Annotated in this window: 25 protein-coding genes; 13 read left to right on the top strand and 12 right to left on the bottom strand. The window is 63.0% G+C overall.

The window, feature by feature from the left end:
- Nucleotides 1-87: 87 nt before the first annotated feature.
- The 3 genes from HBH1_RS04240 to HBH1_RS04230 all read right to left on the bottom strand — a co-directional run bounded on the left by HBH1_RS04240 (nucleotide 88) and on the right by HBH1_RS04230 (nucleotide 2515).
- Entirely contained in the window at nucleotides 88-1278 is a 1191-nt protein-coding gene (locus HBH1_RS04240) for a phosphoglycerate kinase (protein ID WP_102661817.1), read from the bottom strand.
- 122 nt (nucleotides 1279-1400) lie between these two features.
- Nucleotides 1401-1724, bottom strand: a complete 324-nt coding sequence (locus HBH1_RS04235) for an AzlD domain-containing protein (protein WP_102661705.1) — start codon at nucleotides 1722-1724, stop codon at nucleotides 1401-1403.
- Nucleotides 1721-2515, bottom strand: a complete 795-nt coding sequence (locus tag HBH1_RS04230; protein ID WP_077237406.1) for an AzlC family ABC transporter permease — start codon at nucleotides 2513-2515, stop codon at nucleotides 1721-1723. The genes HBH1_RS04235 and HBH1_RS04230 overlap by 4 nt, the downstream gene beginning before the upstream one ends.
- 228 nt (nucleotides 2516-2743) lie before the next feature.
- On the opposite strand from HBH1_RS04230, the gene HBH1_RS04225 reads away from it, so the two are divergent.
- From HBH1_RS04225 to HBH1_RS04205, 5 genes are all read left to right on the top strand, one after another.
- Entirely contained in the window at nucleotides 2744-3664 is a 921-nt protein-coding gene (locus HBH1_RS04225) for a branched-chain amino acid transaminase (protein ID WP_102661816.1), read from the top strand.
- An 84-nt stretch (nucleotides 3665-3748) separates the two neighbouring features.
- Nucleotides 3749-3949, top strand: coding sequence for a zinc-finger domain-containing protein (locus HBH1_RS04220; protein ID WP_006461741.1), 201 nt, complete (start codon nucleotides 3749-3751; stop codon nucleotides 3947-3949).
- A 68-nt stretch (nucleotides 3950-4017) separates the two neighbouring features.
- Nucleotides 4018-4452, top strand: a complete 435-nt coding sequence (locus HBH1_RS04215) for a YybH family protein (RefSeq protein ID WP_102661704.1) — start codon at nucleotides 4018-4020, stop codon at nucleotides 4450-4452.
- A 62-nt stretch (nucleotides 4453-4514) separates the two neighbouring features.
- Entirely contained in the window at nucleotides 4515-5507 is a 993-nt protein-coding gene (locus HBH1_RS04210) for a YheT family hydrolase (RefSeq protein ID WP_102661703.1), read from the top strand.
- Nucleotides 5500-6099, top strand: coding sequence for a DUF2946 family protein (locus HBH1_RS04205; protein ID WP_102661702.1), 600 nt, complete (start codon nucleotides 5500-5502; stop codon nucleotides 6097-6099). The genes HBH1_RS04210 and HBH1_RS04205 overlap by 8 nt, the downstream gene beginning before the upstream one ends.
- A 15-nt stretch (nucleotides 6100-6114) precedes the next feature.
- Here HBH1_RS04205 and HBH1_RS04200 read toward each other — a convergent pair whose 3' ends face one another.
- Nucleotides 6115-7671, bottom strand: a complete 1557-nt coding sequence (locus HBH1_RS04200) for a M48 family metalloprotease (protein WP_102661815.1) — start codon at nucleotides 7669-7671, stop codon at nucleotides 6115-6117.
- 112 nt (nucleotides 7672-7783) lie between these two features.
- Here HBH1_RS04200 and moaC point away from each other — a divergent pair, with 112 nt between their 5' ends.
- Nucleotides 7784-8290, top strand: a complete 507-nt coding sequence (moaC, locus tag HBH1_RS04195; RefSeq protein WP_102661701.1) for a cyclic pyranopterin monophosphate synthase MoaC — start codon at nucleotides 7784-7786, stop codon at nucleotides 8288-8290.
- A 75-nt stretch (nucleotides 8291-8365) separates the two neighbouring features.
- Here moaC and HBH1_RS04190 read toward each other — a convergent pair whose 3' ends face one another.
- From HBH1_RS04190 to recA, 6 genes are all read right to left on the bottom strand, one after another.
- Entirely contained in the window at nucleotides 8366-8872 is a 507-nt protein-coding gene (locus tag HBH1_RS04190; RefSeq protein WP_102661700.1) for a pilin, read from the bottom strand.
- 150 nt (nucleotides 8873-9022) lie between these two features.
- Complete coding sequence (locus HBH1_RS04185; protein WP_006461748.1) at nucleotides 9023-9739, bottom strand: TerC family protein; 717 nt, start codon at nucleotides 9737-9739, stop codon at nucleotides 9023-9025.
- Nucleotides 9740-9997: 258 nt separating this feature from the next.
- Nucleotides 9998-10879, bottom strand: a complete 882-nt coding sequence (gene sucD / locus HBH1_RS04180; protein ID WP_006461749.1) for a succinate--CoA ligase subunit alpha — start codon at nucleotides 10877-10879, stop codon at nucleotides 9998-10000.
- Nucleotides 10880-10980: 101 nt separating this feature from the next.
- Nucleotides 10981-12141: an ADP-forming succinate--CoA ligase subunit beta gene (gene sucC, locus HBH1_RS04175; protein ID WP_102661699.1), complete on the bottom strand. Its 1161-nt coding sequence runs from the start codon at nucleotides 12139-12141 to the stop codon at nucleotides 10981-10983.
- A 589-nt stretch (nucleotides 12142-12730) separates the two neighbouring features.
- On the bottom strand, nucleotides 12731-13195 hold the full coding sequence (gene recX / locus HBH1_RS04170) for a recombination regulator RecX (RefSeq protein WP_102661698.1): 465 nt from the start codon (nucleotides 13193-13195) through the stop codon (nucleotides 12731-12733).
- A 217-nt stretch (nucleotides 13196-13412) separates the two neighbouring features.
- A complete protein-coding gene (gene recA, locus HBH1_RS04165) occupies nucleotides 13413-14462 on the bottom strand; it encodes a recombinase RecA (protein WP_102661697.1) in 1050 nt (349 codons plus the stop codon).
- A gap of 424 nt (nucleotides 14463-14886) precedes the next feature.
- Between recA and HBH1_RS04160 the strand changes: the two genes are divergently transcribed.
- The 6 genes from HBH1_RS04160 to HBH1_RS25550 all read left to right on the top strand — a co-directional run bounded on the left by HBH1_RS04160 (nucleotide 14887) and on the right by HBH1_RS25550 (nucleotide 20349).
- On the top strand, nucleotides 14887-16515 hold the full coding sequence (locus tag HBH1_RS04160) for a tetratricopeptide repeat-containing response regulator (protein ID WP_102661696.1): 1629 nt from the start codon (nucleotides 14887-14889) through the stop codon (nucleotides 16513-16515).
- A gap of 2 nt (nucleotides 16516-16517) precedes the next feature.
- Nucleotides 16518-17123 (top strand): sensor histidine kinase, encoded by a 606-nt coding sequence (locus HBH1_RS04155; protein WP_102661695.1) that lies wholly within the window; start codon nucleotides 16518-16520, stop codon nucleotides 17121-17123.
- A gap of 200 nt (nucleotides 17124-17323) precedes the next feature.
- A complete protein-coding gene (locus HBH1_RS04150) occupies nucleotides 17324-18310 on the top strand; it encodes an aliphatic sulfonate ABC transporter substrate-binding protein (RefSeq protein ID WP_102661694.1) in 987 nt (328 codons plus the stop codon).
- A gap of 85 nt (nucleotides 18311-18395) precedes the next feature.
- Nucleotides 18396-19211, top strand: a complete 816-nt coding sequence (locus HBH1_RS04145; RefSeq protein WP_102661693.1) for an ABC transporter permease — start codon at nucleotides 18396-18398, stop codon at nucleotides 19209-19211.
- A 23-nt stretch (nucleotides 19212-19234) separates the two neighbouring features.
- The gene (locus HBH1_RS04140) at nucleotides 19235-20218 is read left to right on the top strand and encodes an aliphatic sulfonate ABC transporter substrate-binding protein (RefSeq protein WP_102661692.1); all 984 of its coding nucleotides are present in this window, start codon (nucleotides 19235-19237) and stop codon (nucleotides 20216-20218) included.
- A 2-nt stretch (nucleotides 20219-20220) separates the two neighbouring features.
- Nucleotides 20221-20349, top strand: coding sequence for a hypothetical protein (locus HBH1_RS25550; RefSeq protein ID WP_255411868.1), 129 nt, complete (start codon nucleotides 20221-20223; stop codon nucleotides 20347-20349).
- Nucleotides 20350-20566: 217 nt separating this feature from the next.
- On the opposite strand, the gene HBH1_RS04135 is transcribed toward HBH1_RS25550, so the two are convergent.
- Nucleotides 20567-21520, bottom strand: a complete 954-nt coding sequence (locus HBH1_RS04135; RefSeq protein WP_102661691.1) for a Tim44 domain-containing protein — start codon at nucleotides 21518-21520, stop codon at nucleotides 20567-20569.
- 210 nt (nucleotides 21521-21730) lie between these two features.
- Nucleotides 21731-22147 (bottom strand): hypothetical protein, encoded by a 417-nt coding sequence (locus HBH1_RS04130; RefSeq protein WP_102661690.1) that lies wholly within the window; start codon nucleotides 22145-22147, stop codon nucleotides 21731-21733.
- 281 nt (nucleotides 22148-22428) lie between these two features.
- Here HBH1_RS04130 and HBH1_RS04125 point away from each other — a divergent pair, with 281 nt between their 5' ends.
- Nucleotides 22429-23139 (top strand): response regulator, encoded by a 711-nt coding sequence (locus HBH1_RS04125; protein WP_006461758.1) that lies wholly within the window; start codon nucleotides 22429-22431, stop codon nucleotides 23137-23139.
- Nucleotides 23140-23145: the final 6 nt, after the last annotated feature.

Genomic DNA, 23145 nt, shown 5'->3' with positions numbered 1-23145 from the left:
GGTGATGCTACAGACTCAGAATTCGGATGGCCCCGGATGGGACCACGAGGCGCCGCACCCGGCAGCGGGGTACGGCGCCGGTCTTGCTTACTGCGCGCGTTGCAGCAGGATCTCGACCGCAGGCAGGGTCTTGCCTTCCAGGAATTCCAGGAAGGCGCCGCCGCCGGTGGAGATGTAGCCGACCTTGTCGGCGATGTGGTACTTGGCGATGGCTGCCAGGGTGTCGCCACCACCGGCAATCGAGAAGCCCGGCGAGGCGGCAATGGCGCGCGCCAGGGTCTCGGTGCCACGGCCGAACTGGTCGAACTCGAACACGCCCACCGGGCCGTTCCAGACGATGGTACCGGCGCGACCCAGTTGCTCGGCCAGCACGGCAGCGGTCTGGGGACCGATGTCGAAGATCATGTCGTCGTCGGCGACATCCTCGGCTGCCTTCACGGTAGCCACGGCGGTCGGCGAGAATTCCTTGCCCACCACGACGTCGGTGGGGATGGGCACCGAGGCGCCGCGCTTGGCCATCAGATCGATGATGGCCTTGGCGTCGTCCACCAGGTCCGGCTCGGCCAGCGACTTGCCGATCTTCAGACCGGCGGCCAGCATGAAGGTATTGGCGATGCCACCACCGACGATGAGGTTGTCGACCTTCTCGGCCAGGGTCTTCAGGATGGTCAGCTTGGTGGAGACCTTGGAACCGGCCACGATGGCCACCAGCGGACGGGCCGGCTGGTTCAGGGCCTTACCCAGGGCATCCAGCTCGGCTGCCAGCAGCGGACCGGCACAGGCCACCGGCGCGAACTTGGCCACGCCGTGGGTGGTGGCTTCGGCGCGGTGCGCGGTGCCGAAGGCATCGTTGACATAGACATCGCAGAGCTTGGCGATCTTTTGCGCCAGCTCGTCACTGTTCTTCTTTTCGCCCTTGTTGAGGCGGCAGTTCTCCAGCAGCACCACCTGGCCCGGCTGCACGTCCACGCCATCGACCCAGTCGGCCACCAGCTTGACCTCGCTGCCCAGCAGTTCGGACAGGCGCTTGGCCACGGGGGCCAGCGAATCCTCGGGCTTGAACTCGCCTTCGGTGGGACGACCCAGGTGCGACGTCACCATCACTGCAGCGCCTGCCTTCTGGGCTTCGCGGATGGCCGGCACCGAAGCGCGGATGCGGGTATCTTCGGTGATATTGCCGGCATCATCCTGCGGCACGTTCAGATCGGCACGGATGAAGACGCGTTTGCCTTGCAGTTGATTGGCAGAAACCAGATCGCTCAGTCGGTTGAATTTCATAGGTAGGAATTCGAAGAAGGGGGCGAAAAACATCGTATTTTACTCCAGCCTGACCTGCTCCTGACGGCTTTTTGCCAGCCCGGACAAGATCCCGGGCGCTTCAGGCTGGTGTGCGCAAAGATTCACATGAACCAACGCAACAGTGTAAAGAGTGACATTCCCGCCACAATAGTTCCCAGAAGATGACGCGTTGCGGCAAAGAAGATGGCGCCACCGATGCCGGCCAGCAACTTGGGATTGCTCAGGCTCAGGTCAAGGACTCCGTGCGCGCTGACCAGATCGGGGAAGATGATGGCCGCCATGGCCGCCGCCGGAGCGTAGCTCAGGGCGTGCTTCAGGCGTGGCGGCAACTTGACCGCGTGGCCGAACAGGAAAAAGCCGCTGCGCGTGACCAGGGTGGACACAGTCATCAGGACGATGGCGCCCCACACATACCATTCACTCATGCGGCAGCCCCTTCATCCTTTTCTTTTCCCGGAAGCAACTTGTCGGCCAGCATGGCCGCGCTCATCCCCAGCACCATCGCCAGCAGCAGACCCAGACGGTAGGGCAGCTCCAGCGCCAGCACCGCCACCGTGCCGGAGACCACCACCCCGGCCAAGGCCGGCAGGCTGCTGGTCATGGGGATCATGATGGCAATGAGTGCCAGGGTGCCGGCGAAGCCGATGTTCCAGCTCTCCGGAATCTGGCTGGCCAGCAGGATGCCGATGGTGGCCCCGAGTTGCCAGGCCACCCAGCCCGGATAGCAGATCGCGGCAAAATACCCGATCTTGCCTGCAGGTTGACCGAAGGTCGAGGGTGGAAAGCGCTGCGGGAAGAAAGCCATCGAGATATCGCCGTTGAAGAAGCCGTACCACACCCGGCGATACCAGGGCAGGTGCTCGAAATGCGGCGCCACGGCGGCCGAGAAGATGACAAAGCGCAGGTTGACGATCATGGCCGTGAAGAACACCACCAGCAGCGGCACGCCGGTCGCCAGCAAGGGCAGTACGGCGAACTGGGCCGAGCCGGCATAGACCAGCAGGCTCATGCCCAGCGACTGGAAGATGCTCATCCCCGACTTGACCATGGCCATGCCCGAGACCACGCCCCAGGCCAGTACGGCCGGTATGGTCGAGGCACTGGCGCGCCAGCCTTCCTGGAAGGCGTCCTTCTCGATGCGGCGGGCGGTGGCGGGATCGTGCGGCGCTGGCTGGCCTGCCGATCCTGATCCCTGCTCGCCTGTCTCCTTCTGCATTGTTGTTCCGTTACGCGTATTGGATGCGCCGGCCGGGAATGCCGGTGCATGTGACGATGTGTGCATTTTCACTCAGGTCTTTCATTCTACAGATGAAAGTTTTTGCTCGCGTGAATCCGCTAAAATGCAGTTCCTTGGCCGGTTCGTCCGCGCCGGGCGTTTCATACCGAATTTTCGCTTTCTGCACATTCTGCATTTTCTGCAATCACCGCATACAGGGAGATGACCATGTCCATGGCTGACCGCGACGGCAAGATCTGGAAAGACGGCGAGCTGGTCGACTGGCGCGACGCCACCGTCCACGTACTGACCCACACGCTGCATTACGGCATGGGCGTCTTCGAGGGTGTACGCGCTTACAAGACGGCCGAGGGTACGGCCATCTTCCGTCTGAAGGAACACACCCAGCGCCTGTTCAACTCGGCCAAGATCTTCCAGATGGACGTGCCGTTCGACCAGGAAACGCTGGCCCAGGCGCAATGCCAGGTGGTACGCGAAAACCAGCTGGAATCCTGCTACATCCGCCCGCTGATCTGGATCGGCTCGGAAAAACTGGGCGTGTCCGCCAAGGGCAACAAGATTCACGTGGCCATCGCCGCCTGGCCGTGGGGCGCCTACCTGGGCGAAGACGGCATCAGCAAGGGCATCCGCGTGAAGACCTCTTCCTTCACCCGCCACCACGTGAATGTGTCACTGGTGCGCGCCAAGGCCTGCGGTTATTACATCAATTCCATCCTGGCCAACCAGGAAGCACTGGCCGACGGCTACGACGAAGCCCTGCTGCTGGACACCGAAGGCTATGTCTCGGAAGGTTCCGGCGAAAATGTCTTCATCGTCAAGAACGGCAAGCTCTATACTCCCGACCTGGCCTCCTGCCTGGATGGCATCACCCGCGACGCCGTGCTGACCATGGCGCGCGACCTGGGCATCGAGGTCATCGAGAAGCGCATCACCCGCGACGAGATGTATTGCGCCGATGAAGCCTTCTTCACCGGCACCGCCGCCGAAGTCACGCCGATCCGCGAACTGGATCGCCGCGTCATCGGCAATGGCGGCCGTGGCCCCATCACCGAGAAGCTGCAGACCCTGTTCTTCGACGTGGTGGCCGGCCGGGCGCCGCAGTACAAGCACTGGCTCACGCTGGTGTAAATGGCAGCGGCGACCGCCAGGATATCGATTCGCAACACCCGACCTTAACGTTTCAACAGTCAATCGCAAGCAACGGAGAACAAGATGAGCCAAGCTCAAGCATCGCAGGGCGTGGTCCTGCTCGAAGGCAAGGACCTGCCAGCCCACTGCCCCAGCCCGGGCATGACCGCCTGGAATTCGCACCCGCGCGTGTTCCTGGAACTGGACGCGCACGGCGCGGCCAAATGCCCATACTGCGGTACCCAGTACCAGTTGAAACCGGGCACCGTGGTCAAGGGCCACTGAGCAGAAGTTTCAAGCCAGACACGAGAGGGCCCACAAGGCCCTCTTTTCATCTGATCCGGAGATTTGTCATGCCGCGCACCAAACTGATCCATGGCTCGCCCGATGAAATCGAGGCCGCCTACTACGACGCCCTCGCCCGCGCCGACCTGGAGGCGCTGATGGAGCTGTGGGCCGATGACGAGGAAATCGTCTGCATCCACCCCGGCGCACTACGCCTGGTGGGCCACGCGGATATCCGCGCCGTGTGGGAAGACATCCTCTCCAACGGTGGCCTGCATATCCGGCCGCGCCAGCTGCACGTGTCGCAGAACATGATGACCTCGGTGCACAGCGTGGTGGAAGAAATCGACCACGGCGGCGAAGGCCCGCCCGATGTGCACGTCATCGCCACCAATGTCTACCTCAAGACCGCGCTGGGCTGGCGCATGGTGATGCACCACGCCTCGGTCGCCCCGGGGGCAGCGCCGGCCGAAGCCGTGGTCAGCACAGCCATGCTGCACTGAGTGCGGCCGTTTTCCGTTTTCTATCCTCCACAGGCAGCATCGAACACGAGCAAGGCCGCATCATGCTTTACATCCCGCCCCGCTGGCTTCCCGGCGGTCATCTGCAGACCATCTATCCCTCGGCCTTCCTGCCCAAGCCGGCCGTGCGCTACCGGCGTGAGCGCTGGGAAGCGCCGGATGGCGACTTCATCGATATCGATTTCGTCGACGGCCAGCCGGGACGTCCGCTGCTGGTGCTGTTCCACGGGCTGGAAGGCTCCTCCGACAGCCACTACAGCCTTGCCCTGATGGCCGAGGTGCAACGGCGCGGCTGGCATGGGGCGATTCCGCATTTTCGCGGGTGTTCCGGCGAGATCAACCTGGCGCCGCGTTTCTATCATTCCGGCGACACGGCGGAACTGGACTGGATCATCCGCCGTATGAAACTGCGCCAGCAGAACCTGGCCGCGACCCACCTGTACGTCTGCGGCGTCTCGCTGGGCGCCAATGCGCTGCTGCGCTGGCTGGGGGAATCACAGCACCAGGCCGAGATCGTCGATGCTGCCTGCGCGGTGTCGGCGCCGCTGGACCTGGCGGGTGGCGGCGCGGCACTGGCGTCGGGTTTCAACCGGCTCTATACCTGGGTCTTCCTGCGCACCATGCGGCCCAAGTGCCTGGCCAAGCTGGACCAGTTCCCGGGCCTGTTTGATCGCGACGCGCTGCTGTCGGCCCGCGACCTGTACGCCTTCGACAACATCGTCACCGCCCCCCTGCACGGCTACCGCAACACCGAGGATTACTGGGACCGCGCCAGCGCCAAGCACATCCTCAACGACATCAGCGTGCCCACGCTGGTCCTGAATGCGCAGAATGATCCCTTCCTGCCGGCGCGCCACCTGCCCCGCTCGGCGGCGCCGGAAGTGGTGCTGGAATACCCGGAGCAAGGCGGCCATGTCGGCTTTGCCGCCGGCGGCCCGCCCGGCAACCTGGCGTGGCTGCCGCGCCGCTTGCTGCATTTCCTGGAGGGCAAGTCGGAGAGCGCCTTCCCGGCCCCTACGGAGCTGGCCCATGGATGAGATCGTGCAGCAGGCCATGGCCCGCTGGCCCAACGTGCCTCATTGCTTCGGCTGGCTGCGGCTGGATGCACGAGGCGGCTGGCGCATGCGCGACGAGCGCGCGCAACAACTGGACTTGCCGGGCGACCTGATCCGCCACCCTGCCCTGCTGGCCTTCATCGACCGCAATTACGCCAGCGATGCGGCCGGCCGCTGGTATTTCCAGAACGGGCCGCAGCGGGTGTATGTGGACCTGGAATGGATGCCGCACATCCTGCGTACCCAGCCGGATGCCCAGGGCAATCTGTCTCTGGTGCTGCATACGGGAATCGCAGTCGATGCGGCGACAGCCGCCTGGATGGATGAAGCCGGACGGCTCTATCTGCGTGCCGGTGAGCTGATTGCCGGCGTCGATGATCGCGATCTGGCGCATCTGCTGCCTTGCCTGCAGGCGGATAACGCGGATGAGGACGCCCTCATGCGCTGGCTGGACGGCGCCGATGAGGTCGCCCCCCGTTTCAAGCACGGTGCTCAATCCCTTCCGCTGCAGCGCGTCGCTACCAGCCAACTGGAACAGATCTTCAGTTTCGTCAGCCGCCCGCACCAGGATTGACGCCGCGTGGCGCGCCTAGCCGCGATCCTTCATGTCTTTCTGTTCATCTTTCCAGCGCGCCTTCCATTCACGCTCGCGCGCGTCGATCTGCGACTGGTCGTAGAAGGTCGCATCGGGCGCCTTGCGCGCAATGCCCAACTGGTCGATGGCCGCCAGCAGGCTGCCATTGAGCGCATACGACTCGGCCAGCGCCATGTGCTGCAAGGCCTGCTTGCCCTGGGCCGCGTAGACCTTGGCCAGCAACTGCTGGACCTGGGCGTCGGCACGGTAGAGCTGGGCCTGGTCGCGCAGGTAGGCCACGGCCTCGTCGTAGCGCCGGGCGGCGATCAGGGCATCGGCATACTGGCGCGCGATGGTGCGTGAAATCGGGAACTGCTGGCGCAGGCTGTCGGCCAGTTGCAGCGCCTGCGGGGCCTGCTTGCGGGCGATCTTGATATCGATGTCGAGGCTGCCGAACATGATGCCGGTCTTCATCGGGATGGCAGCTTCCTGGGCTTCCTTCAAGGCGGTCTCGGCCTGGTCGAAGCGGTTCTGGCGGTAGTAGGTGTAGGCCAGCCCGTACTTGGCGGCGGCGGTCTGCAACTTGGTGTTCTGCTTGGCCTGGTCGGTGAATTTCTGCACATTGTCGCGCAGGCCCTGCACGCTGTCGTTCTGCAGCACCTGGGTGCGCGCCCGCACCAGCTGGAATTCGGGATTGTCCACACGCTGCTTGTAGCGCTGGTCGCGGATGCGGGCCTCGATGTCGGCGATACGGTCGGTGGTCAGCGGGTGCGTCATCAGGTAAGGCGGCACGGCGTCGGTGTAGTTGCGCGAGGCCGCCTGCAGGCGACCGAAGAAGGTGACCATGCCGGAAGGATCGAAGCCGCCATCACGCATGATCTGCAGGCCGATGCGGTCGGCCTCGCGCTCGGCGTCGCGGCTGAAGTTGAGCTGGCGCTGCACGGCCAGGCCGGTACCGCCCATCATGGTGGCCATCGCCGCATCGCCCCCGGCCTTGGACACTCCGGCCAACGCGCCCAGCACGATGGCGGCCAGCTGGATCATCGAGTTCTGCTTCTGCTGGCCCAGCATGCGGGCAATATGGCGCTGCGCCACGTGACCGATTTCGTGCGACATCACGCCGGCCAGTTCGGACTCCGATTGCGCGGCCAGCACCAGGCCGCTATTGACACCGATGAAGCCGCCCGGCAGCGCGAAGGCGTTCAGCATGGGATCGCGCACCATGAAGAACTGGAAATCGAAACCGGCTTCGCCCCTCACCTCGGGGTGGATGGAGACCAGGTTCTGGCCGAAGTTGTTGAGGTATTCCGAAATCGGGCCGTCGTCGACATAGTCGCGGTCGGTCCGGATGTCACGCATGATTTCCTCACCCAGCTTGCGCTCCATCAGCGGCGAAAGACCTTCGCGTTCGGTATCACCCAGCGTGGGCAAGCCCTGGGCCACGCCCGGATGGGGTAGCAGGGTCAAGGGTGCCGCCGGCAGCAACAACAAGGCCGCACTCAGATAGCGGGCCAGCAACCGGCGCGCGGGGAGACGGAAACGGCGGGACACATCGGAAACGGTGGGTGGCATGGACGACATCGGTAACGGTCAGGGCTGGCGTGGAAGTCGGAGCAGCGCGGGCTGCGGGCTGGCTGCTATGATACCCGCTCCTTTCCCTCCATTTCACCTAGAGCGAATCAGCATGAACACATCCGGCGAACACGCGCCCAACGGCGGCCTCACTCACTTCGACCAGGGCGGACAGGCGCACATGGTCGATGTCGGCGGCAAGCACGAGACCCACCGGGTGGCCCTGGCCACTGGCGTGATCCGCATGCAGCCAGCCACGCTGGGCATCATCGAGGCCGGTACGGCCAAGAAGGGCGATGTCCTGGGCATCGCCCGCATCGCCGCCATCATGGCGGCCAAGCGCACCGGCGACCTGATCCCCCTTTGCCATCCACTGGCGCTGACGCATGTCTCGGTGGAGTTCGAGACCGACGCCGGCAGCGCTTCCGTGCGTTGCACCGCACGTGTGGAAACCTTCGGCAAGACCGGTGTGGAAATGGAGGCATTGACCGCCGTGCAGGTGGGCCTGCTGACGGTCTACGACATGTGCAAGGCGGTCGACAAGACCATGGTCATGACTGACATCTGCGTAACCGAAAAGCGCGGCGGCAAGAGCGATATCACGATGGCGCGGCCCTGAAGCGCCACGGCTCCGCGAAATGAAAAACGCGCCTGACGGCGCGTTTTTTCTTGGCATGTCAGACCAGGCAGCGGCTCAACCGCGGCAGTTGGCCGGTGCGTACTTGGCCGGCAGGGAGCCGGCGGCAAAACCGGTGTTGGCAGTGGCGCCTTCCGGCGTAGCGGCCTGTTTCACATCCTTGGCGGCGCACTGCCACTGGATGGTGCCGGAGCTGATGGTCGGGGTCAGCGTCAGCGTACCGCCGTCACCCACGCGTGCGCTGTAGGTGATGGTGATGACGCCGCCCACGCCGCGCTTTTCCATCGGTGAGACGTCGATCTTGCTCACGTTGTCGGTGGGCGTGAAGGTCGGCAGGCCCAGTTGCGCCACGGTGAAGACGCCGTTGTTGGAGCTGATCTGTTCGGTCACGGCCAGCTTGTACGGCTCGGCCAGGTTGAAGCCCTCGGCCACGCGCGCACGGGCGATGTAGTCCTGGTATTGCGAAGCGCCCAGCATGGCGAGAATGCCGATGATGGCCAGCGTGACCATCAGTTCAAGCAGGGTAAAGCCGCGTTGGGTGCGACGGGAGACGACTGGTTTCATGGATTCCTCGTGAAGGTGATAAGGGCGCTTCCAGTATCGGCAGCGTTGGCTAGGCCGACTAGCGAATAAATTGCGAAACTAACAGTTTTGAAGCGGACCGGCGCTGACCTGCGTCAATCGCCACCGGGTCCATCCCGGGGCCAGATGGGCCTATGCCTGCTTCCTGCGCTTGAGCGTGAGGCCGGTCAGCACCACTCCGATGGCGCCCACCAGGCCGGGCAGGCTCAAATGCACGGCGGCGCCGGGCAAGACGAATTCGGTATCGGCGATGAAATCCCGCAGCCAGGACTGCACGGCGCTGTCGCTGAAGATCATGCCACCGGCGATGTAGCCCAGGAGAGCCGCGCCCAGGGTGACGATCACCGGGAATTTTTCCATCAGCTTCAATACCAGCGTGCTGCCCCAGACGATGATGGGAATGCTGACCACGATGCCGAACACCACCAGCAGCAACTGGTGCTCGCCGGCCGCCTGTTCAGCGGCGCTGGCGATGGCGATCACGTTGTCCACACTCATCACCAGGTCGGCCACGATCACGGTCTTGACGGCGCCCCACAGGCGGTCACTGCCGTTGACGTCGGTATGTTCGTCATCCTCGTTGAGCAGCTTGATGCCGATCCACAGCAGCAGGACGCCACCCAGCAGCTTCAGGAAGGGCAGTTGCAACATGGTGACGGCAAAGGCGATCAGGGCGATGCGGATGCCGATCGCGCCCACGGTACCCCAGACGATGCCCTTCATGCGCAGATTGTCCGGCAGATTGCGGCAGGCCAGCGCGATCACGATGGCATTGTCGCCACCGAGCAGGATGTCGATCAGGATGATCTGCGCGACCGCGACCCAGTTCAGGTTGGCCAGGAATTCCATGCTTGTCCTTTGTGAAAACGTGTCCGCCAGAGAGGGCGGCGTATGGCAGGAAGACCACGGTCACTGCGGTTAGTGCCGTCACAGCCTTCTGCGCTAACTCTGGGCGATGCGCGCCCATCGTCAAGACAGACTCCGCGCTTTCCATAAAACGACATGGGGAGCCGGAGCTCCCCATGCTGGTATTGCGTGTACTACCGGTCTGGCTGAGCTTGCCTTTCGCCCGCCTCCGAGGAGACCGGCGAAAAGCGACCGGCAATCTTACAGCACCGACTTCAGCAGGCGACCCATTTCCGACGGGTTGCGGGTGACCTTGATGCCGCACTCTTCCATGATGGCCAGCTTGGCTTCGGCGGTATCCGCACCACCGGAGATCAGGGCACCTGCGTGGCCCATGCGCTTGCCCGGGGGCGCGGTCACGCCGGCGATGAAGCCGACCACCGGCTTCTTCATGTTGTCCTTGATCCAGCGCGCAGCGTTGGCTTCGTCAGGACCACCGATTTCACCGATCATGATGACGGCGTCGGTGTCCGGATCGTCGTTGAAGGCCTTCATGACGTCGATGTGCTTCAGACCGTTGATCGGGTCGCCACCGATACCGACGGCGGAGGACTGGCCAAGGCCCAGGGCGGTCAGCTGGCCCACGGCTTCATAGGTCAGGGTGCCGGAGCGGGAAACCACGCCGATGCGACCCTTCTTGTGGATGTGACCCGGCATGATGCCGATCTTGATTTCGTCCGGAGTGATCAGGCCGGGGCAGTTCGGGCCCAGCAGCAGGGTCTTGGAACCGGCCTTGGCCATGCGGTCCTTCAGGGCCAGCATGTCGCGCACGGGGATGCCTTCGGTGATGCAGATGGCCAGGTCCAGGTCGGCTTCGACGGCTTCCCAGATGGCAGCAGCAGCGCCGGCGGGCGGCACGTAGATCACCGACACGGTGGCGCCGGTGGCGTTCTTGGCTTCGGTGACGTTGGCATAGATGGGGATGCCTTCGAAGTCTTCACCAGCCTTCTTCGGGTTCACGCCGGCGACGAAGGCATTCTTGCCATTCGCGTAGTCGCGGCACATGCGGGTGTGGAACTGACCGGTCTTGCCGGTGATACCTTGGGTGATGACCTTGGTGTCTTTGTTGATGAGGATCGACATTTCTCTTCCTTGACTGTGATGCCTGCGCCGCTGGCGGCGCCCGGTGCTGCAATTGCTCGCAGCCGGCGGCTCGCGCCGCGCAGGCTTTCGTGTTGGGTTACTTACTTGGCAGCTGCCACGACCTTTTGTGCGGCTTCTTCCATGGAGTCGGCCGAGATGATCGGCAGACCGGAATCGGCCAACAGCTTCTTGCCCAGGTCTTCGTTGGTGCCCTTCATGCGGACCACCAGAGGCACCTTCAGCGAGACAGCCTTGGAAGCAGCGATCACGCCTTCGGCGATCACGTCACAGCGCATGATGCCGCCGAAGATGTTGACCAGGATGGCCTTCAGTTCGGGGTTCTTCAGCATGATCTTGAAGGCTTCGGTGACCTTCTCGGTGGTAGCACCGCCGCCCACGTCCAGGAAGTTGGCCGGCTCGCCGCCGAACAGCTTGATGGTGTCCATGGTGGCCATGGCCAGGCCGGCGCCGTTGACCAGGCAGCCGATGTTGCCGTCCAGGGAGATGTAGGCCAGGTCGAACTTGGAGGCTTCGACTTCAGCCGGATCTTCTTCGTCCAGGTCGCGGTAGGCGACGATTTCCGGGTGACGGTACAGGGCGTTGGAGTCGAAGTTGAACTTGGCGTCCAGAGCGATGACCTTGCCGTCGCCGGTCAGGATCAGGGGGTTGATTTCAGCCAGGGAAGCGTCGGTTTCCCAGTAGGCCTTGTACAGGCCTTGCAGGTTCTGGCGAGCAGCCGGGATGGAAGCAGCCGGCACGCCGATCTTGGCGGCCACGTCGTCGGCTTGCGCGTCGGTCAGGCCATCGATCGGGTCGATGATGACGTTGTGGATCTTTTCCGGGTTGCTGTGGGCAACTTCTTCGATGTCCATGCCACCTTCGCTGGAGGCCATCAGCACGACCTTTTGCGAAACACGGTCGGTCACCAGGGAAACGTACAGTTCCTTCTTGATGTCGGCGCCTTCTTCGATCAGCAGGCGACGCACCTTCTGGCCTTCAGGACCGGTCTGGTGGGTGATCAGTTGCATGCCCATGATCTGGTTGGCGTATTCCTTGACCTGTTCGATCGACTTGGCCACCTTCACGCCGCCGCCCTTGCCGCGACCGCCTGCATGGATCTGGGCCTTGACGACCCACACCGGGCCGCCCAGCTTCTGGGCTGCCGCTTCGACTTCGTCGACCGACATGCAAGGAATGCCGCGCGGCACGGTTACGCCGAACTGGCGCAGGATTTCTTTACCCTGATACTCATGGATTTTCATGGGAGCTTCCCTTTAGACACTGAATGAATAAAACTTGCCGGATTGAAATTCGGTAGCCGGCAGCATGCCGGCCGACGAGAAAGCAGACAGCAACCCGCAGGCGGGTGTCACATCCGGAGACGGACGGAGACGGGCGCAGGCGTGAGCTGCGCGGGTTGCTAGTGAATTCGTAGAATTGGGCATGTGCATGCCGTCTGCTTTAGTTGGTCTGATATTCGAAACGCGCCAGCTTGCGCCGAAGCGTCCGCATTATCCATTCCTGCTGCTACATGGGCCTTGCATCGTTGCGCCGTTTTGACAAACCGGCAACACGCGATATCTCCTCAGGCTTGCGCGCCGCAGCAAAAACTTCCGAATTCTAGCACAGGCCGGCCGGGCTGTTAGCCGGTGGCGCTAACAGAAGACCGAAAGGGATAGCTTTTCCATATGGCGGGACAGATGGCTGCCATCTGCGCAAGCTGCTGGAAGAAGTCAGGGACAAGGGGGAACGCAACTGCGGTGGTGAATGGCTGGCCGGGAATGCCCAGGATGCGAGCGCAGGGCGACACCCTCTCGGGCTCAGCGCATCAAGAGACCCAGTTGTCCCCGCTCACGACGATTCCTCCTCGTCGCTCCACGCGGTCTGCAAGGCTTCGCGGATACTGCGGTGGGAAAAACCGCGTTGCTGCAGGAAGCGCATCTGTCTGGCGCGTGTCTCGGCATCGGGAGGGGGCGCACTGAATTTGCGGCGCAGGACCTGTGCGGCACGCTCGCCCTCGCCTGCTGCCAGGTCGGCCTTCAACTCGGCGATGGCTTCCCCTTCGATGCCATGCCCATGCAACTCGGAAAAGATGCGCTGGTTGCCATAACGGGCCGAGCGGCGATGCACCAGCGATTCGGAAAAGCGTTCTTGGGAAAGGAAACGGGACTGCTCCAGCCACTGCAGGAGCGCGTCGATGTCATCACCCTCTTGCGCGTAAGGGGCAAGCTTACGCGCAAGTTCCAGGCGACTATGCTCACGTGAAGAGAGATATTTGAGCGCCCGTGCTTTCAGGCTGATCGGCGGTCTGGGCATGACGTTCGACTACACGGGCGATGTGACGGTGAAGAACACGAAGAAAAAACGATGGAACCGTATTGCATTGAAACGCGGCAGCAACAGAACGATGCGGCCGGTACTTCAGCTCGGCACCCGGCCGGACCGGCGCCGGGGGCGGAGCGGGACAGGCACCACCATGACCTCAAGGCTCAGGCAAACCCTGCCGCCATGGTGGTACGTGAAGACCTTGGGATCAGGAGGCTGGTGCCTCGGCGGTGCCACCTGCCAGTTCAGGCACGCCCAGTGCGACGCGGACCTTGTTCTCGATCTCGCGCGACAGTTCCGGGTGTTCCTTCAGGTAGTTACGGGCGTTGTCCTTGCCCTGGCCGATGCGCTCGCCGTTGTAGCTGTACCAGGCGCCGGACTTCTCCACCACCTTGTGCTCGGAGCCCAGGTCCAGGATTTCGCCTTCGCGGGAAGTGCCTTCGCCATACAGGATGTCGAAGTGAGCTTCGCGGAACGGGGGGGCAACCTTGTTCTTGACGACCTTGACCTTGGTTTCACTGCCGATGACTTCGTCACCGGACTTGATGGAGCCGGTACGACGGATGTCCAGGCGCACCGAGGCGTAGAACTTCAGCGCATTGCCACCGGTGGTGGTTTCGGGATTGCCGAACATGACGCCGATCTTCATGCGGATCTGGTTGATGAAGATGACAGTGGTATTGGTGCGGTTGATGCTGCCGGTCAGCTTGCGCAGGGCCTGCGACATCAGGCGGGCCTGCAGGCCGGGCAGGGAGTCGCCCATGTCGCCTTCGATTTCGGCCTTGGGCGTGAGCGCTGCCACGGAGTCCACCACGATCAGGTCGACCGCGCCGGAGCGCACCAGGGCGTCGGTGATTTCCAGGGCCTGTTCGCCGGTGTCCGGCTGCGAGATCAGCAGGTCGTTCAGGTTCACGCCCAGCTTTTGCGCATAGGTGACGTCCAGGGCGTGCTCGGCGTCGATGAAGGCGCAGGTGCCGCCCAGCTTCTGCATCTCGGCGATGGATTGCAGGGTCAGGGTGGTCTTGCCGGAGGATTCCGGACCGTAGATCTCGATGACGCGGCCACGTGGCAGGCCACCGATGCCCAACGCGATGTCCAGGCCCAGGGAACCGGTGGATACCGACTGGATTTCCTCAGCGACGACGCCATCTTCCATGCGCATCACCGAGCCCTTGCCAAACTGCTTTTCAATCTGTGCCAATGCGGCGGCCAGCGCCTTGCTCTTCTCAGAGTTGTTCGCAGCTTTTTTGTCGTCCATAAATCTCTCTCGGCAAAATGTCGTGAAGAAGGGGTTCAGGGGGGAGTCTTGCGGTCTTGCTGATGTTGCCCGGAGGCAGAGGATGATGACCGCCCCGATAGAGCGATACTGTATAAAAAAACAGTGCTTCGTGCAAGCGTTTTTGTGCACAGCGGCCGCAAACGCCACCAGACAACGATAAACGGCGGCCGAAAACCACAATTATAAGAGAGCCGACCCTTCAGGAAGTCCAAATTCAAAGAGGAATGATGCGTGGAAGGAAAAAAAACGGCACACTCGCGAGTTGGTAGGAATAATTCGTCAGCTATGCGTCAATGAACGCGTAAAACAAGTCACCTCGCCAATTATTGCATTGCAGCAACACCGGGCGCCCGGTGTCGCCCGTCGCAATCAAGACCAATAGATCGTTAGACAGACCGTTCTCATGAGTTTAGTGCCCTTCAGCCATATCAGCGCCCTGCGCTGCCTGGTCATCGACGACATGCCGACGATGCGCCAGAACATCCGCATGCACCTCGGGCAGCTCGGGGTGACCAAGGTGGACCAGGCCGCCACACCGGATGAGGCTATCCGTTTCGTGCAGTCCGGCACGTATGACCTGATCATCTGCGACTACAACCTGAACAAGGAAAGCAACGGCCAGCAGCTGCTGGAGTTCTTCCGCACCCAGAACATGCTCTCGCCGACCTGCATGTTCATCATGGTCACCGCCGAGAGCGGCTACAACCTGGTGGCCAGCGCCGCCGAGTTCCAGCCGGACGCCTACATGCTCAAGCCGCTGACGGCCAGCCGCATCGCCGAGCGGGTGGACCGCCTGCTGGAAAAGCAGCATGCCATGCTGCCGGTGACCGAGAAGATGAAGCGCAAGGATATCTCCGGTGCCATCCTGGAATGCGACAACGTCCTCAAGGCAGCGCCGAAGTGGATCGTGGAAATCATGAAGACCAAGGGCACGCTGCTCATCGAGCAGCGCCGCATCGACGAAGCCCGCGAAGTCTACAAGCAGGCGCTGGCCATGCGCGACGACCTGGTGTGGGCCAAGATCGGCCTGGCCCGCTGCAACATCGTGGCTGGCCAGATGGACGACGCCCGCATCATCGTGGAAGAAGTGCTGGCGCAGAACAAGCAGTTCATCGCCGCCTACGACCTGCTGGCGCAGATCGACGAGGCACAGGGCAATCAGGAAGGTGCACTGGAGGCGCTCACCAAGTCGTCCGAAATCATCCCTTCGGCGCGCCGCAGCCGCCTGGTGGGTGATGTGGCCTACCGCAGCGGCCACCTGGACCAGGCACGCGAAGCCTATGACAGGGTACTCAAGCACACCAAGGGTTCGCTGACGGCACAGCCCACCGACCTGCTGTCGCTGGCGCAGGTGCACGTCGACAGTGGCGACCCCGACGCGGCGCTGCGCCTGCTGGAGGCCGCACCGCGCCGCTACGAGGAATCCAACATCTTCGTCTCGGCGCAGGCCGCTGTCCAGGCGCAGGCCTACGTGCAGCTGGGCGACTCGATCTCGGCCCAGCAGGCGTTCGAGACCGCACGCCAGGCTGCCGCCAAGGAGTCCTCGGACACCACCACGCTGGCGCTGGCCAAGGCCGCCTTCTCGATGGGCAAGGACGAGGAAGGCGCCAAGCTGATCGCCGAGGCCATCAAGTCCGATCACGAAAACACAACCCTGCAGATGCTGGCACGCAAGGTGCTTGCCGATACTGGCCGGGCCGGTCTGGCCGAAGAGCTGATCGACGGTGCCGTCAAGCATTGCATGAGCATCATCGCCGAAGCCAACGCCCTCATGCGCAGCGCCAAGCCGGACGAATCGCTGGCCAAGCTGGAAGAGGCGCTGGCCAGCATGCCCGAGAACACCGGCGTGCTGCTGGCCTCGGCGCAGCTGCATCTGCTGTGGATGAGCCAGCGTGGCTGGAACGAAGAATACGTCAAGCGCGTGCGCCGTTACCTGGCCACGCTGGATCGCCTTATCCCGGGCAACGATAGAGTCGCGAAGATGCACAAGTTCCTGCGCGATACCCTGAGCAAAGTAGCCCCGAAGAGCTGACCATGGACCCCAAGCTTGCCGCGATCATCATTCACGACATCAAAAACTCCCTGGGCGTGCTGGAGGGGGAATTGCGCCGCCTGTCCGACGACGTGCCACGCGCCCAGCAAGCCCATGTCACCTGCCTGGCCTTGCAGGAAAAGCTGATCGCCTTCCTGACGCTGTACAAGGCCGATTCGCAAGGCCTGCGCGCGCAGGTCGAGGCGGTCTCGCCACTGGATTTCCTGGAAGCCCTGGCGCGCGAGCAGGCGGTCAGCCGCAGCAGCGAGATCGCACTGACCGTGGACGAGAGCGATATGCCGGTCATCGGCTTCTTCGACGAACACCTGGTGGCCCTGGCGCTGGAAGCAGCCCTGCAGAATGCCGGGCGTTTTGCCCGCACCCGCATCGTGCTCGGCTGTCGCAAGCGTCCGGAAGGCGGGGTGATCTTCACGGTACGCGACGACGGCCCCGGCATCGGCACCCAGGAAAAGAAGCCCTCGACCGGCCTGGGCATGGACCTGTGCAATGCCATTGCCACCGCCCACAACAAGGAAACGCGTCACGGGGAGGCGCGTCTGTCCAATCATCCGGACGGCGGCGCGCTGTTCGAGCTGTGCCTGCCCTGAAACGGGTCGGCAAGGGCGCGATCGACTGATCGACCCATGGCGCCAGCGTCACATACGCAAAGCGCATATCCAAGTGTGAAAATAGTCGTTCTGTCACTGCGGCTTCGTCCTTAGAGTGTGGCCTTGTCCTGCCTGCGCGATGCGTCAGATGTTGCACGGGTACGCGACGTCGGACTTTCCAACACCGCGAGAACGAATCCATGCAACGCAGACATTTCCTCAGCCTGGCGCCTGCCGCGCTCGGCGCCAGCTGGCTGGGTGCCGCTCCCCTGCTGGCCCATGCAGCCCCGCCCCCCAAGATCATTCGTCTTGACTACGCCTATTACTCGCCCCCCAGTCTGGTGCTGCGCAAGTTCGGCTGGCTCGAGGAAGACCTCAAGGCACAGGGTACGGAGGTCAAGTGGGTATTGAGCCAGGGGAGCAATCGCGCGCTCGAATATCTGAACAGCGATAGCATCGACTTCGGCAGCACCGCGGGACTTGCGGCCTTGCTGGCGCGCGCCAACGGCAATCCGGTCAAGGCGATCTACGTCTATTCGCGCCCGGAATGGACCGCGCTGGCGGTCGGCAAGGAATCGTCGGTCAAGTCGCTCACCGAGTTGAAGGGCAAGAAGATTGCCGCCACCAAGGGCAGCGACCCCTATCTGTTCCTGCTGCGTGCCCTGCACGAGCACGGCCTCAGAAAGAACGACGTCGAGATCGTCCACCTGCAACATGCCGATGGCCGCACCGCACTGGAACAGGGACGCGTGGCGGCCTGGGCCGGCCTGGATCCGCACCTCGCGGCCAGCGAACTGGAAGCCGGCTCGCGCCTGATCTATCGCAACGTCAATTTCAACACCTACGGTTTCCTCAATGTCAGCGACAGCTTCGCGGCGCGCTATCCGGACCAGGTCAAACGGGTGATTGCCGCCTACGAACGGGCAAGGACATGGATCATCGCGCACCCCGACGAAACGGTGGCGTTGCTGTCGGAAGAGTCGAAGCTGTCGGCCCAGGTGGCTCGCCTGCAACTGAAGCGCAATGATTTCTCGCACCCGCAGATCGGGCGCGAACACATCGAAGCGCTGCGCGCAGCCGCCCCAATCCTGCTGGACGAAGATCTGGTCAAGGCCGGCACCGACCTGCCGCGTACCATCAATGCGCTGATCGATCCTTCTTATGCGCAAGGCGTGGTGAAGGCTTGAGGCCGTGAGTGACCCAAGCTCGCTGCGTCGCGCCGCACCGGCCGCCATCCCCGGCAGGGTGACGTCGCCCTCACGCTCCACACCGGTGCGGACCGGCCGCAACAGCTGGCCTTACGACAGCAGCTATCGTCCTGGCCGCTTCACCGGCTGGATCGTCCCGCTGGCCTTTCTCTTGCTGCTGGAGACGGGAGCGAGACTGGGCTGGATTCCGGCGCGTCTGCTGCCGCCGCCCAGCGAACTGGCGCAAACCCTGTGGTCGCTGGCGGTGCGTGGCGAGTTGGTGCCGCACATCAGTGCCAGCTTGGCACGCGTAGCCGCGGGCTTTGTCATCGGCAGCAGCCTGGCCGTGGCAGCAGGCCTGCTGGTGGGCATCAGCCGGCGTGCCGAGGCCCTGCTGGAACCGACTTTCCAGGCCTTGCGCGCCATTCCTAGCCTGGCGTGGATTCCCTTGCTGCTGCTATGGCTGGGCATCGACGAGACGCCCAAGGTCGTTCTCATTGCGATCGGTGCCTTTTTCCCGGTCTATCTGAATCTGGTCGCCGGCATCAGAGACATCGACCACCATCTCATCGAGGTCGGCACCGGCTCCGGCCTGAAGACCGGTCAACTGATCGGCCACATCCTGCTGCCGGCCACCCTGCCTTATCTGTTTGCCGGATTGCGCAGCGGTCTCAGTCTGGCCTGGATGTTCCTGGTGGCTGCAGAGCTGATCGCGGCCACACGTGGTGTCGGCTATCTGCTCTCGGACGGACGGGAGAATAGTCGCCCCGATCTGGTGCTGGCGGCCATCCTGATCCTGGCGCTGCTGGGCAAGCTCAGTGACAGCCTGCTGCGCCGGATCGAATACAAGAGCCTGGGCTGGCGCGATGCACGTCGCTCGTCCGGCCAGCAAACGTCCTGACTTCAACTTTCCGAGTACATCCCATGTCCAAGCATTCCATCGATCCGAACCGCCGCCGTCTGCTGCAGGCCGGTGCCGCGCTCAGCCTGAGCACCCTTGCCCCGGCCAGCGTGCTGGCGCAGAGCACCAGCAAGGCCATTCGCATCGGTTACCAGAAGTCGTCCACACTGCTGACGATCATCAAGGCCAATGGCACGCTGGAAAAGCTGCTCGGCCCCTCGGGCGCGAAGATCAGCTGGCACGAGTTCACCAGTGGCCTGCCGCTGCTGGAGGCACTCAATGTCGGCGGTGTCGACCTCAGTGCCGACGTCGCCGATACCGTACCGGTATTCGCCCAGGCGGCCGGGGCCAAGCTGGCCTATGTGGCGCAGGAATCACCCTCGCCATCGGCCCAGGCCATCGTGGTGCGCGCCGATTCGCCGCTGCGCCAGGTGAGCGAACTCAAGGGCAAGAAGATTGCGGTGACCAAGGCCGCCGGCGTGCACTATCTGCTGATCGCCAGCCTGGAAAAGGCGGGCCTGAAATTCAGCGATGTCGATGCCGCCTATCTGTCGCCAGCCGATGGGCGCGCTGCATTCGAACGTGGCAGCGTGGACGCATGGGTGACCTGGGATCCTTTCCTGGCGGGTGTGCAGCGGCAGTCGCAGGTGCGCATACTGGCCGATGGCCGCGGGGTCGCCGACTATCAACGCTACTACCTGGCGTCGGCCAGTTTTGCCCAGGCACATCCGGAAGTGCTGCAGGTGGTGTTCGACGAATTGAAGAAGGCCGGTACGCAAGCCAAGCAGCAACCGCGGGAAACAGCCGCCTTCCTGGCGCCGCTATGGGGGCTGGATGCCGACACCATTGCGCTGGCCAACAGCCGGCGCAGCTATGAGGTACGGGCGGTCAAGCTGGAGGCCCTTGGAGAACAGCAACGTATTGCCGATACCTTCTTTGCCGCCGGCTTGCTGCCAAAAAAGGTCAATACCGGCGATGTCGCAATCTGGGCACCGGGGCAGGCCTGAACATGGACGGTCTGGACCGGATCACCCTCGTGCTGCTGGTCGTCCTGGTGGTCGTGGCGCTGTTGTTTCCGCTGACCGAAGGGCGCGCCAAGCATCGGGAAAGGCAGAGACAAGACAAACGGGAGAATTGACCGTACCACCGCTGATGCGGTGTTTTTTTTGCCCAGGTGAGGGGCAAACGGCGTGCGGGAGCAATGACGGGCGTGGAATGCAGATAAAAAAACCGCCGGCAAAAGCCGGCGGTAAAACGGACTGGCGACGCTCATCCACTAACCGCCGCCTTCCGCGCCAAACTGATACTTCAAACTGATACTTGCTACATGAACTTCATGGACTGTCGTGCTGCGATCACGCCGACACCGGGTCCAGTTGCTGGATACCTGCCAGCACCCAGCCACCCTGGCCGGCAGCCGGCCTGGACAGGTTCCAGATTTCCGCGAACTGGGCCGGCGAAGCAGTCGGATCTTCCTTGATGAAACCGAAGAACTTGACGCTGGCCAGGTAATCATTGCCCACGGTCTCCACGCCCAGCACTTCAGCATCCAGCGAGACCACATCGGTCTGGTTGGAAGCAGCGCCACGTTCCTGGATCTGCAGACGCAGCTCGGCGAACATTTCGGGCGTGGTGAATTCACGGATGTCGTTGATGTCGGCCTTGTCCCATGCCGCTTGCAGGCGGATGAAATAGGTCTTGGCATTGCGCACGAAGCCCACCGTGTCGAAGCCCGCCGGGACACCGTAGGCCGGCACCGCCTCGGCATTGCCGAAGCCGCCACCGAAACCACCTTGCGGTGCCGCTGCAGGTGCTTCGCCGGTCTTCAACATGGAGCCGATCTGGGGCGTGGCCGAGGCATTGTCAGAGGCTTGCGGCGCGGCGCCAGCCCAGGCCGGCGTCGGCTGCGAAGCTTCCTGCTTGCGACGGAACAGACGGATCACGAACATGATCGCCAGGGCGATCAGGGCCACGGTCAGGATGGTGCTGATCATGCTGGCCAGGGCGCCACCCAGGCCGAGGTGCGACAGCAGTGCGCCCAGGCCCAGGCCCAGCAGCGCGCCACCCAGCAGGCCCTTCCACATGCTCGGCTTGGCTGCGGCAGCGGCCGGTGCGGCGGCAGGCGCGGCCGGCTTGGCGGCAGCGGCCTGGTTCTGTTGCATCGGGGCAGGACTCTGCGCCTGACGGCTGGCGCCGGAGGACTGTTTGCCGATCGAGCCGCCACCGCCAAGACGCTTGGCTTCGACGGTCGAAATGCCAACAGACAGCGTCATCACCGCCACTATCAGCGCGACAAATGCTTTTTTCATGCTTTCTCCTAGAGGATTCTGATGATGTGATGCGGTCACATCGGCCGTAATTCGTAAAACTGGTGAGGTACCCTGGCTGGTTCAGCGCCGGCGCAGGCAGGCGGGCGCAGGTCGCGAACGCGCATGTCACTGCAGTCGCAGCACGCGTGGCCTCAGGGGTTCAAGGGCAATTCAGCGGGCGCGGCAGGACAGTCGCGCTAGGCGACGGGATCAGGCCCGGGGAGGACGTCCTGCGCGGGGCAGGAAGGGAGGTTGCATGGCGGCATCGCTACGCAGAGCGGGCGCCAGACGGGAAGTTTGCGGCACGACGGCCAGGGACTGGATCAGCACGGGTTCGTCGCCGATGCCCGCGTGCGTGGAAAAATCTTCACCGCTGTCGGCATAACCGGCACCGTCATCGTCATTGACGGCGGCGTCGGCCACCACGGCGTGCGACTGGTCGTCGGTAGCGGCATGGTCAGCCAGGGAAACGGTCTTGGCAGCAAGATGCTGCACGGCCACGGTGGCGTGCGCCGGCACCGGGACGGAGAAATCGGTTGCGGCCATCGAGCTGGCGTACGTCAGCACCGCTGCAAAGACTTGCACCGGTAACAGACAGATCAGCAGAAGGACCCACAAACGTTTCATCAGATTTTCCAGCAAATGATGCGAGAAATTATATCAACAAAAATTGCGCTGGCAGCAAGTAAATGTTGCCGGCCTCGATACTATAAGGCCAAAGCGTCGTAGTTCAATGCGCTATCCCGGAATTGTTACATTTCATGCGATCGGTGCATCAAGCTGCCCGGTTTATCAGGATTTCCCTGATTTGCATTGGCAATTGAATTAGTGGAATATGAAGGAAAATTACCATAACAATTCAACCATCCGAGACAAATCAGCCGAGTCCGACTCGCTGACCGATTCCTATGCGCATCCTCCTTGCTGAAGACGACAGCGTACTGGCCGACGGTCTGACCCGGTCCCTGCGCCATTCCGGCTATGCCGCCGATTGTGTCAAGAATGGCGTGGAAGCCGATTCGGCCCTGTCGACCCAGGACTTCGATCTGCTGATCCTGGACCTGGGCCTGCCCAAGATGTCGGGCCTGGAGGTGTTGCGCCGCCTGCGCGCGCGCAATTCGCGCCTGCCGGTGCTGATCCTGACGGCCGCCGATTCCGTCGAGCAACGTGTGCAAGGCCTGGACCTGGGCGCCGACGACTATATGGCCAAGCCCTTTGCCCTGTCGGAGCTGGAAGCCCGGGTGCGTGCCCTGACCCGGCGCGGCGCCGGTGGCGGCCCCACCGTGATCAAGCACGGCCCGCTGTCCTTCGACCAGGTCGGTCGCATTGCCTATATCGGTGAGCAGATGCTGGAATTATCGGCGCGGGAACTGGGACTTCTGGAAGTATTATTGCAACGCACGGGTCGCCTGGTCTCCAAGGAACAACTGGTGGACCACCTGTGCGAATGGGGAGAGGAAGTCAGCAACAATGCCATTGAGGTCTATGTCCATCGTCTGCGCAAGAAAATCGAGGTCGGCGGCGTGCGTATCGCTACCGTGCGCGGGCTGGGCTATTGCCTGGAAAAACTCCCCGAAGCCGGCACCGCACCACTGGTGGCATCCAACAGCGTGGCCTGAGCCGGC

Origin of the sequence: Herbaspirillum sp. BH-1 (assembly GCF_002870055.1) — a bacterium.
GTDB lineage: Bacteria > Pseudomonadota > Gammaproteobacteria > Burkholderiales > Burkholderiaceae_D > Herbaspirillum > Herbaspirillum frisingense.
The sequence above is the reverse complement of the archived record's forward strand: the minus strand, read 5'-3'. Positions and strand labels throughout refer to the sequence as shown.

Bases quoted from the DNA above. Each gene is read 5' to 3' on its own strand.
- HBH1_RS04240 (WP_102661817.1), bottom strand. From the start codon at position 1,278: ATGAAATTCAACCGACTGAGCGATCTGGTTTCTGCCAATCAACTGCAA.
- HBH1_RS04235 (WP_102661705.1), bottom strand. From the start codon at position 1,724: ATGAGTGAATGGTATGTGTGGGGCGCCATCGTCCTGATGACTGTGTCC.
- HBH1_RS04230 (WP_077237406.1), bottom strand. From the start codon at position 2,515: ATGCAGAAGGAGACAGGCGAGCAGGGATCAGGATCGGCAGGCCAGCCA.
- HBH1_RS04225 (WP_102661816.1), top strand. From the start codon at position 2,744: ATGTCCATGGCTGACCGCGACGGCAAGATCTGGAAAGACGGCGAGCTG.
- HBH1_RS04220 (WP_006461741.1), top strand. From the start codon at position 3,749: ATGAGCCAAGCTCAAGCATCGCAGGGCGTGGTCCTGCTCGAAGGCAAG.
- HBH1_RS04215 (WP_102661704.1), top strand. From the start codon at position 4,018: ATGCCGCGCACCAAACTGATCCATGGCTCGCCCGATGAAATCGAGGCC.
- HBH1_RS04210 (WP_102661703.1), top strand. From the start codon at position 4,515: ATGCTTTACATCCCGCCCCGCTGGCTTCCCGGCGGTCATCTGCAGACC.
- HBH1_RS04205 (WP_102661702.1), top strand. From the start codon at position 5,500: ATGGATGAGATCGTGCAGCAGGCCATGGCCCGCTGGCCCAACGTGCCT.
- HBH1_RS04200 (WP_102661815.1), bottom strand. From the start codon at position 7,671: ATGCCACCCACCGTTTCCGATGTGTCCCGCCGTTTCCGTCTCCCCGCG.
- moaC (WP_102661701.1), top strand. From the start codon at position 7,784: ATGAACACATCCGGCGAACACGCGCCCAACGGCGGCCTCACTCACTTC.
- HBH1_RS04190 (WP_102661700.1), bottom strand. From the start codon at position 8,872: ATGAAACCAGTCGTCTCCCGTCGCACCCAACGCGGCTTTACCCTGCTT.
- HBH1_RS04185 (WP_006461748.1), bottom strand. From the start codon at position 9,739: ATGGAATTCCTGGCCAACCTGAACTGGGTCGCGGTCGCGCAGATCATC.
- sucD (WP_006461749.1), bottom strand. From the start codon at position 10,879: ATGTCGATCCTCATCAACAAAGACACCAAGGTCATCACCCAAGGTATC.
- sucC (WP_102661699.1), bottom strand. From the start codon at position 12,141: ATGAAAATCCATGAGTATCAGGGTAAAGAAATCCTGCGCCAGTTCGGC.
- recX (WP_102661698.1), bottom strand. From the start codon at position 13,195: ATGCCCAGACCGCCGATCAGCCTGAAAGCACGGGCGCTCAAATATCTC.
- recA (WP_102661697.1), bottom strand. From the start codon at position 14,462: ATGGACGACAAAAAAGCTGCGAACAACTCTGAGAAGAGCAAGGCGCTG.
- HBH1_RS04160 (WP_102661696.1), top strand. From the start codon at position 14,887: ATGAGTTTAGTGCCCTTCAGCCATATCAGCGCCCTGCGCTGCCTGGTC.
- HBH1_RS04155 (WP_102661695.1), top strand. From the start codon at position 16,518: ATGGACCCCAAGCTTGCCGCGATCATCATTCACGACATCAAAAACTCC.
- HBH1_RS04150 (WP_102661694.1), top strand. From the start codon at position 17,324: ATGCAACGCAGACATTTCCTCAGCCTGGCGCCTGCCGCGCTCGGCGCC.
- HBH1_RS04140 (WP_102661692.1), top strand. From the start codon at position 19,235: ATGTCCAAGCATTCCATCGATCCGAACCGCCGCCGTCTGCTGCAGGCC.
- HBH1_RS25550 (WP_255411868.1), top strand. From the start codon at position 20,221: ATGGACGGTCTGGACCGGATCACCCTCGTGCTGCTGGTCGTCCTGGTG.
- HBH1_RS04135 (WP_102661691.1), bottom strand. From the start codon at position 21,520: ATGAAAAAAGCATTTGTCGCGCTGATAGTGGCGGTGATGACGCTGTCT.
- HBH1_RS04130 (WP_102661690.1), bottom strand. From the start codon at position 22,147: ATGAAACGTTTGTGGGTCCTTCTGCTGATCTGTCTGTTACCGGTGCAA.
- HBH1_RS04125 (WP_006461758.1), top strand. From the start codon at position 22,429: ATGCGCATCCTCCTTGCTGAAGACGACAGCGTACTGGCCGACGGTCTG.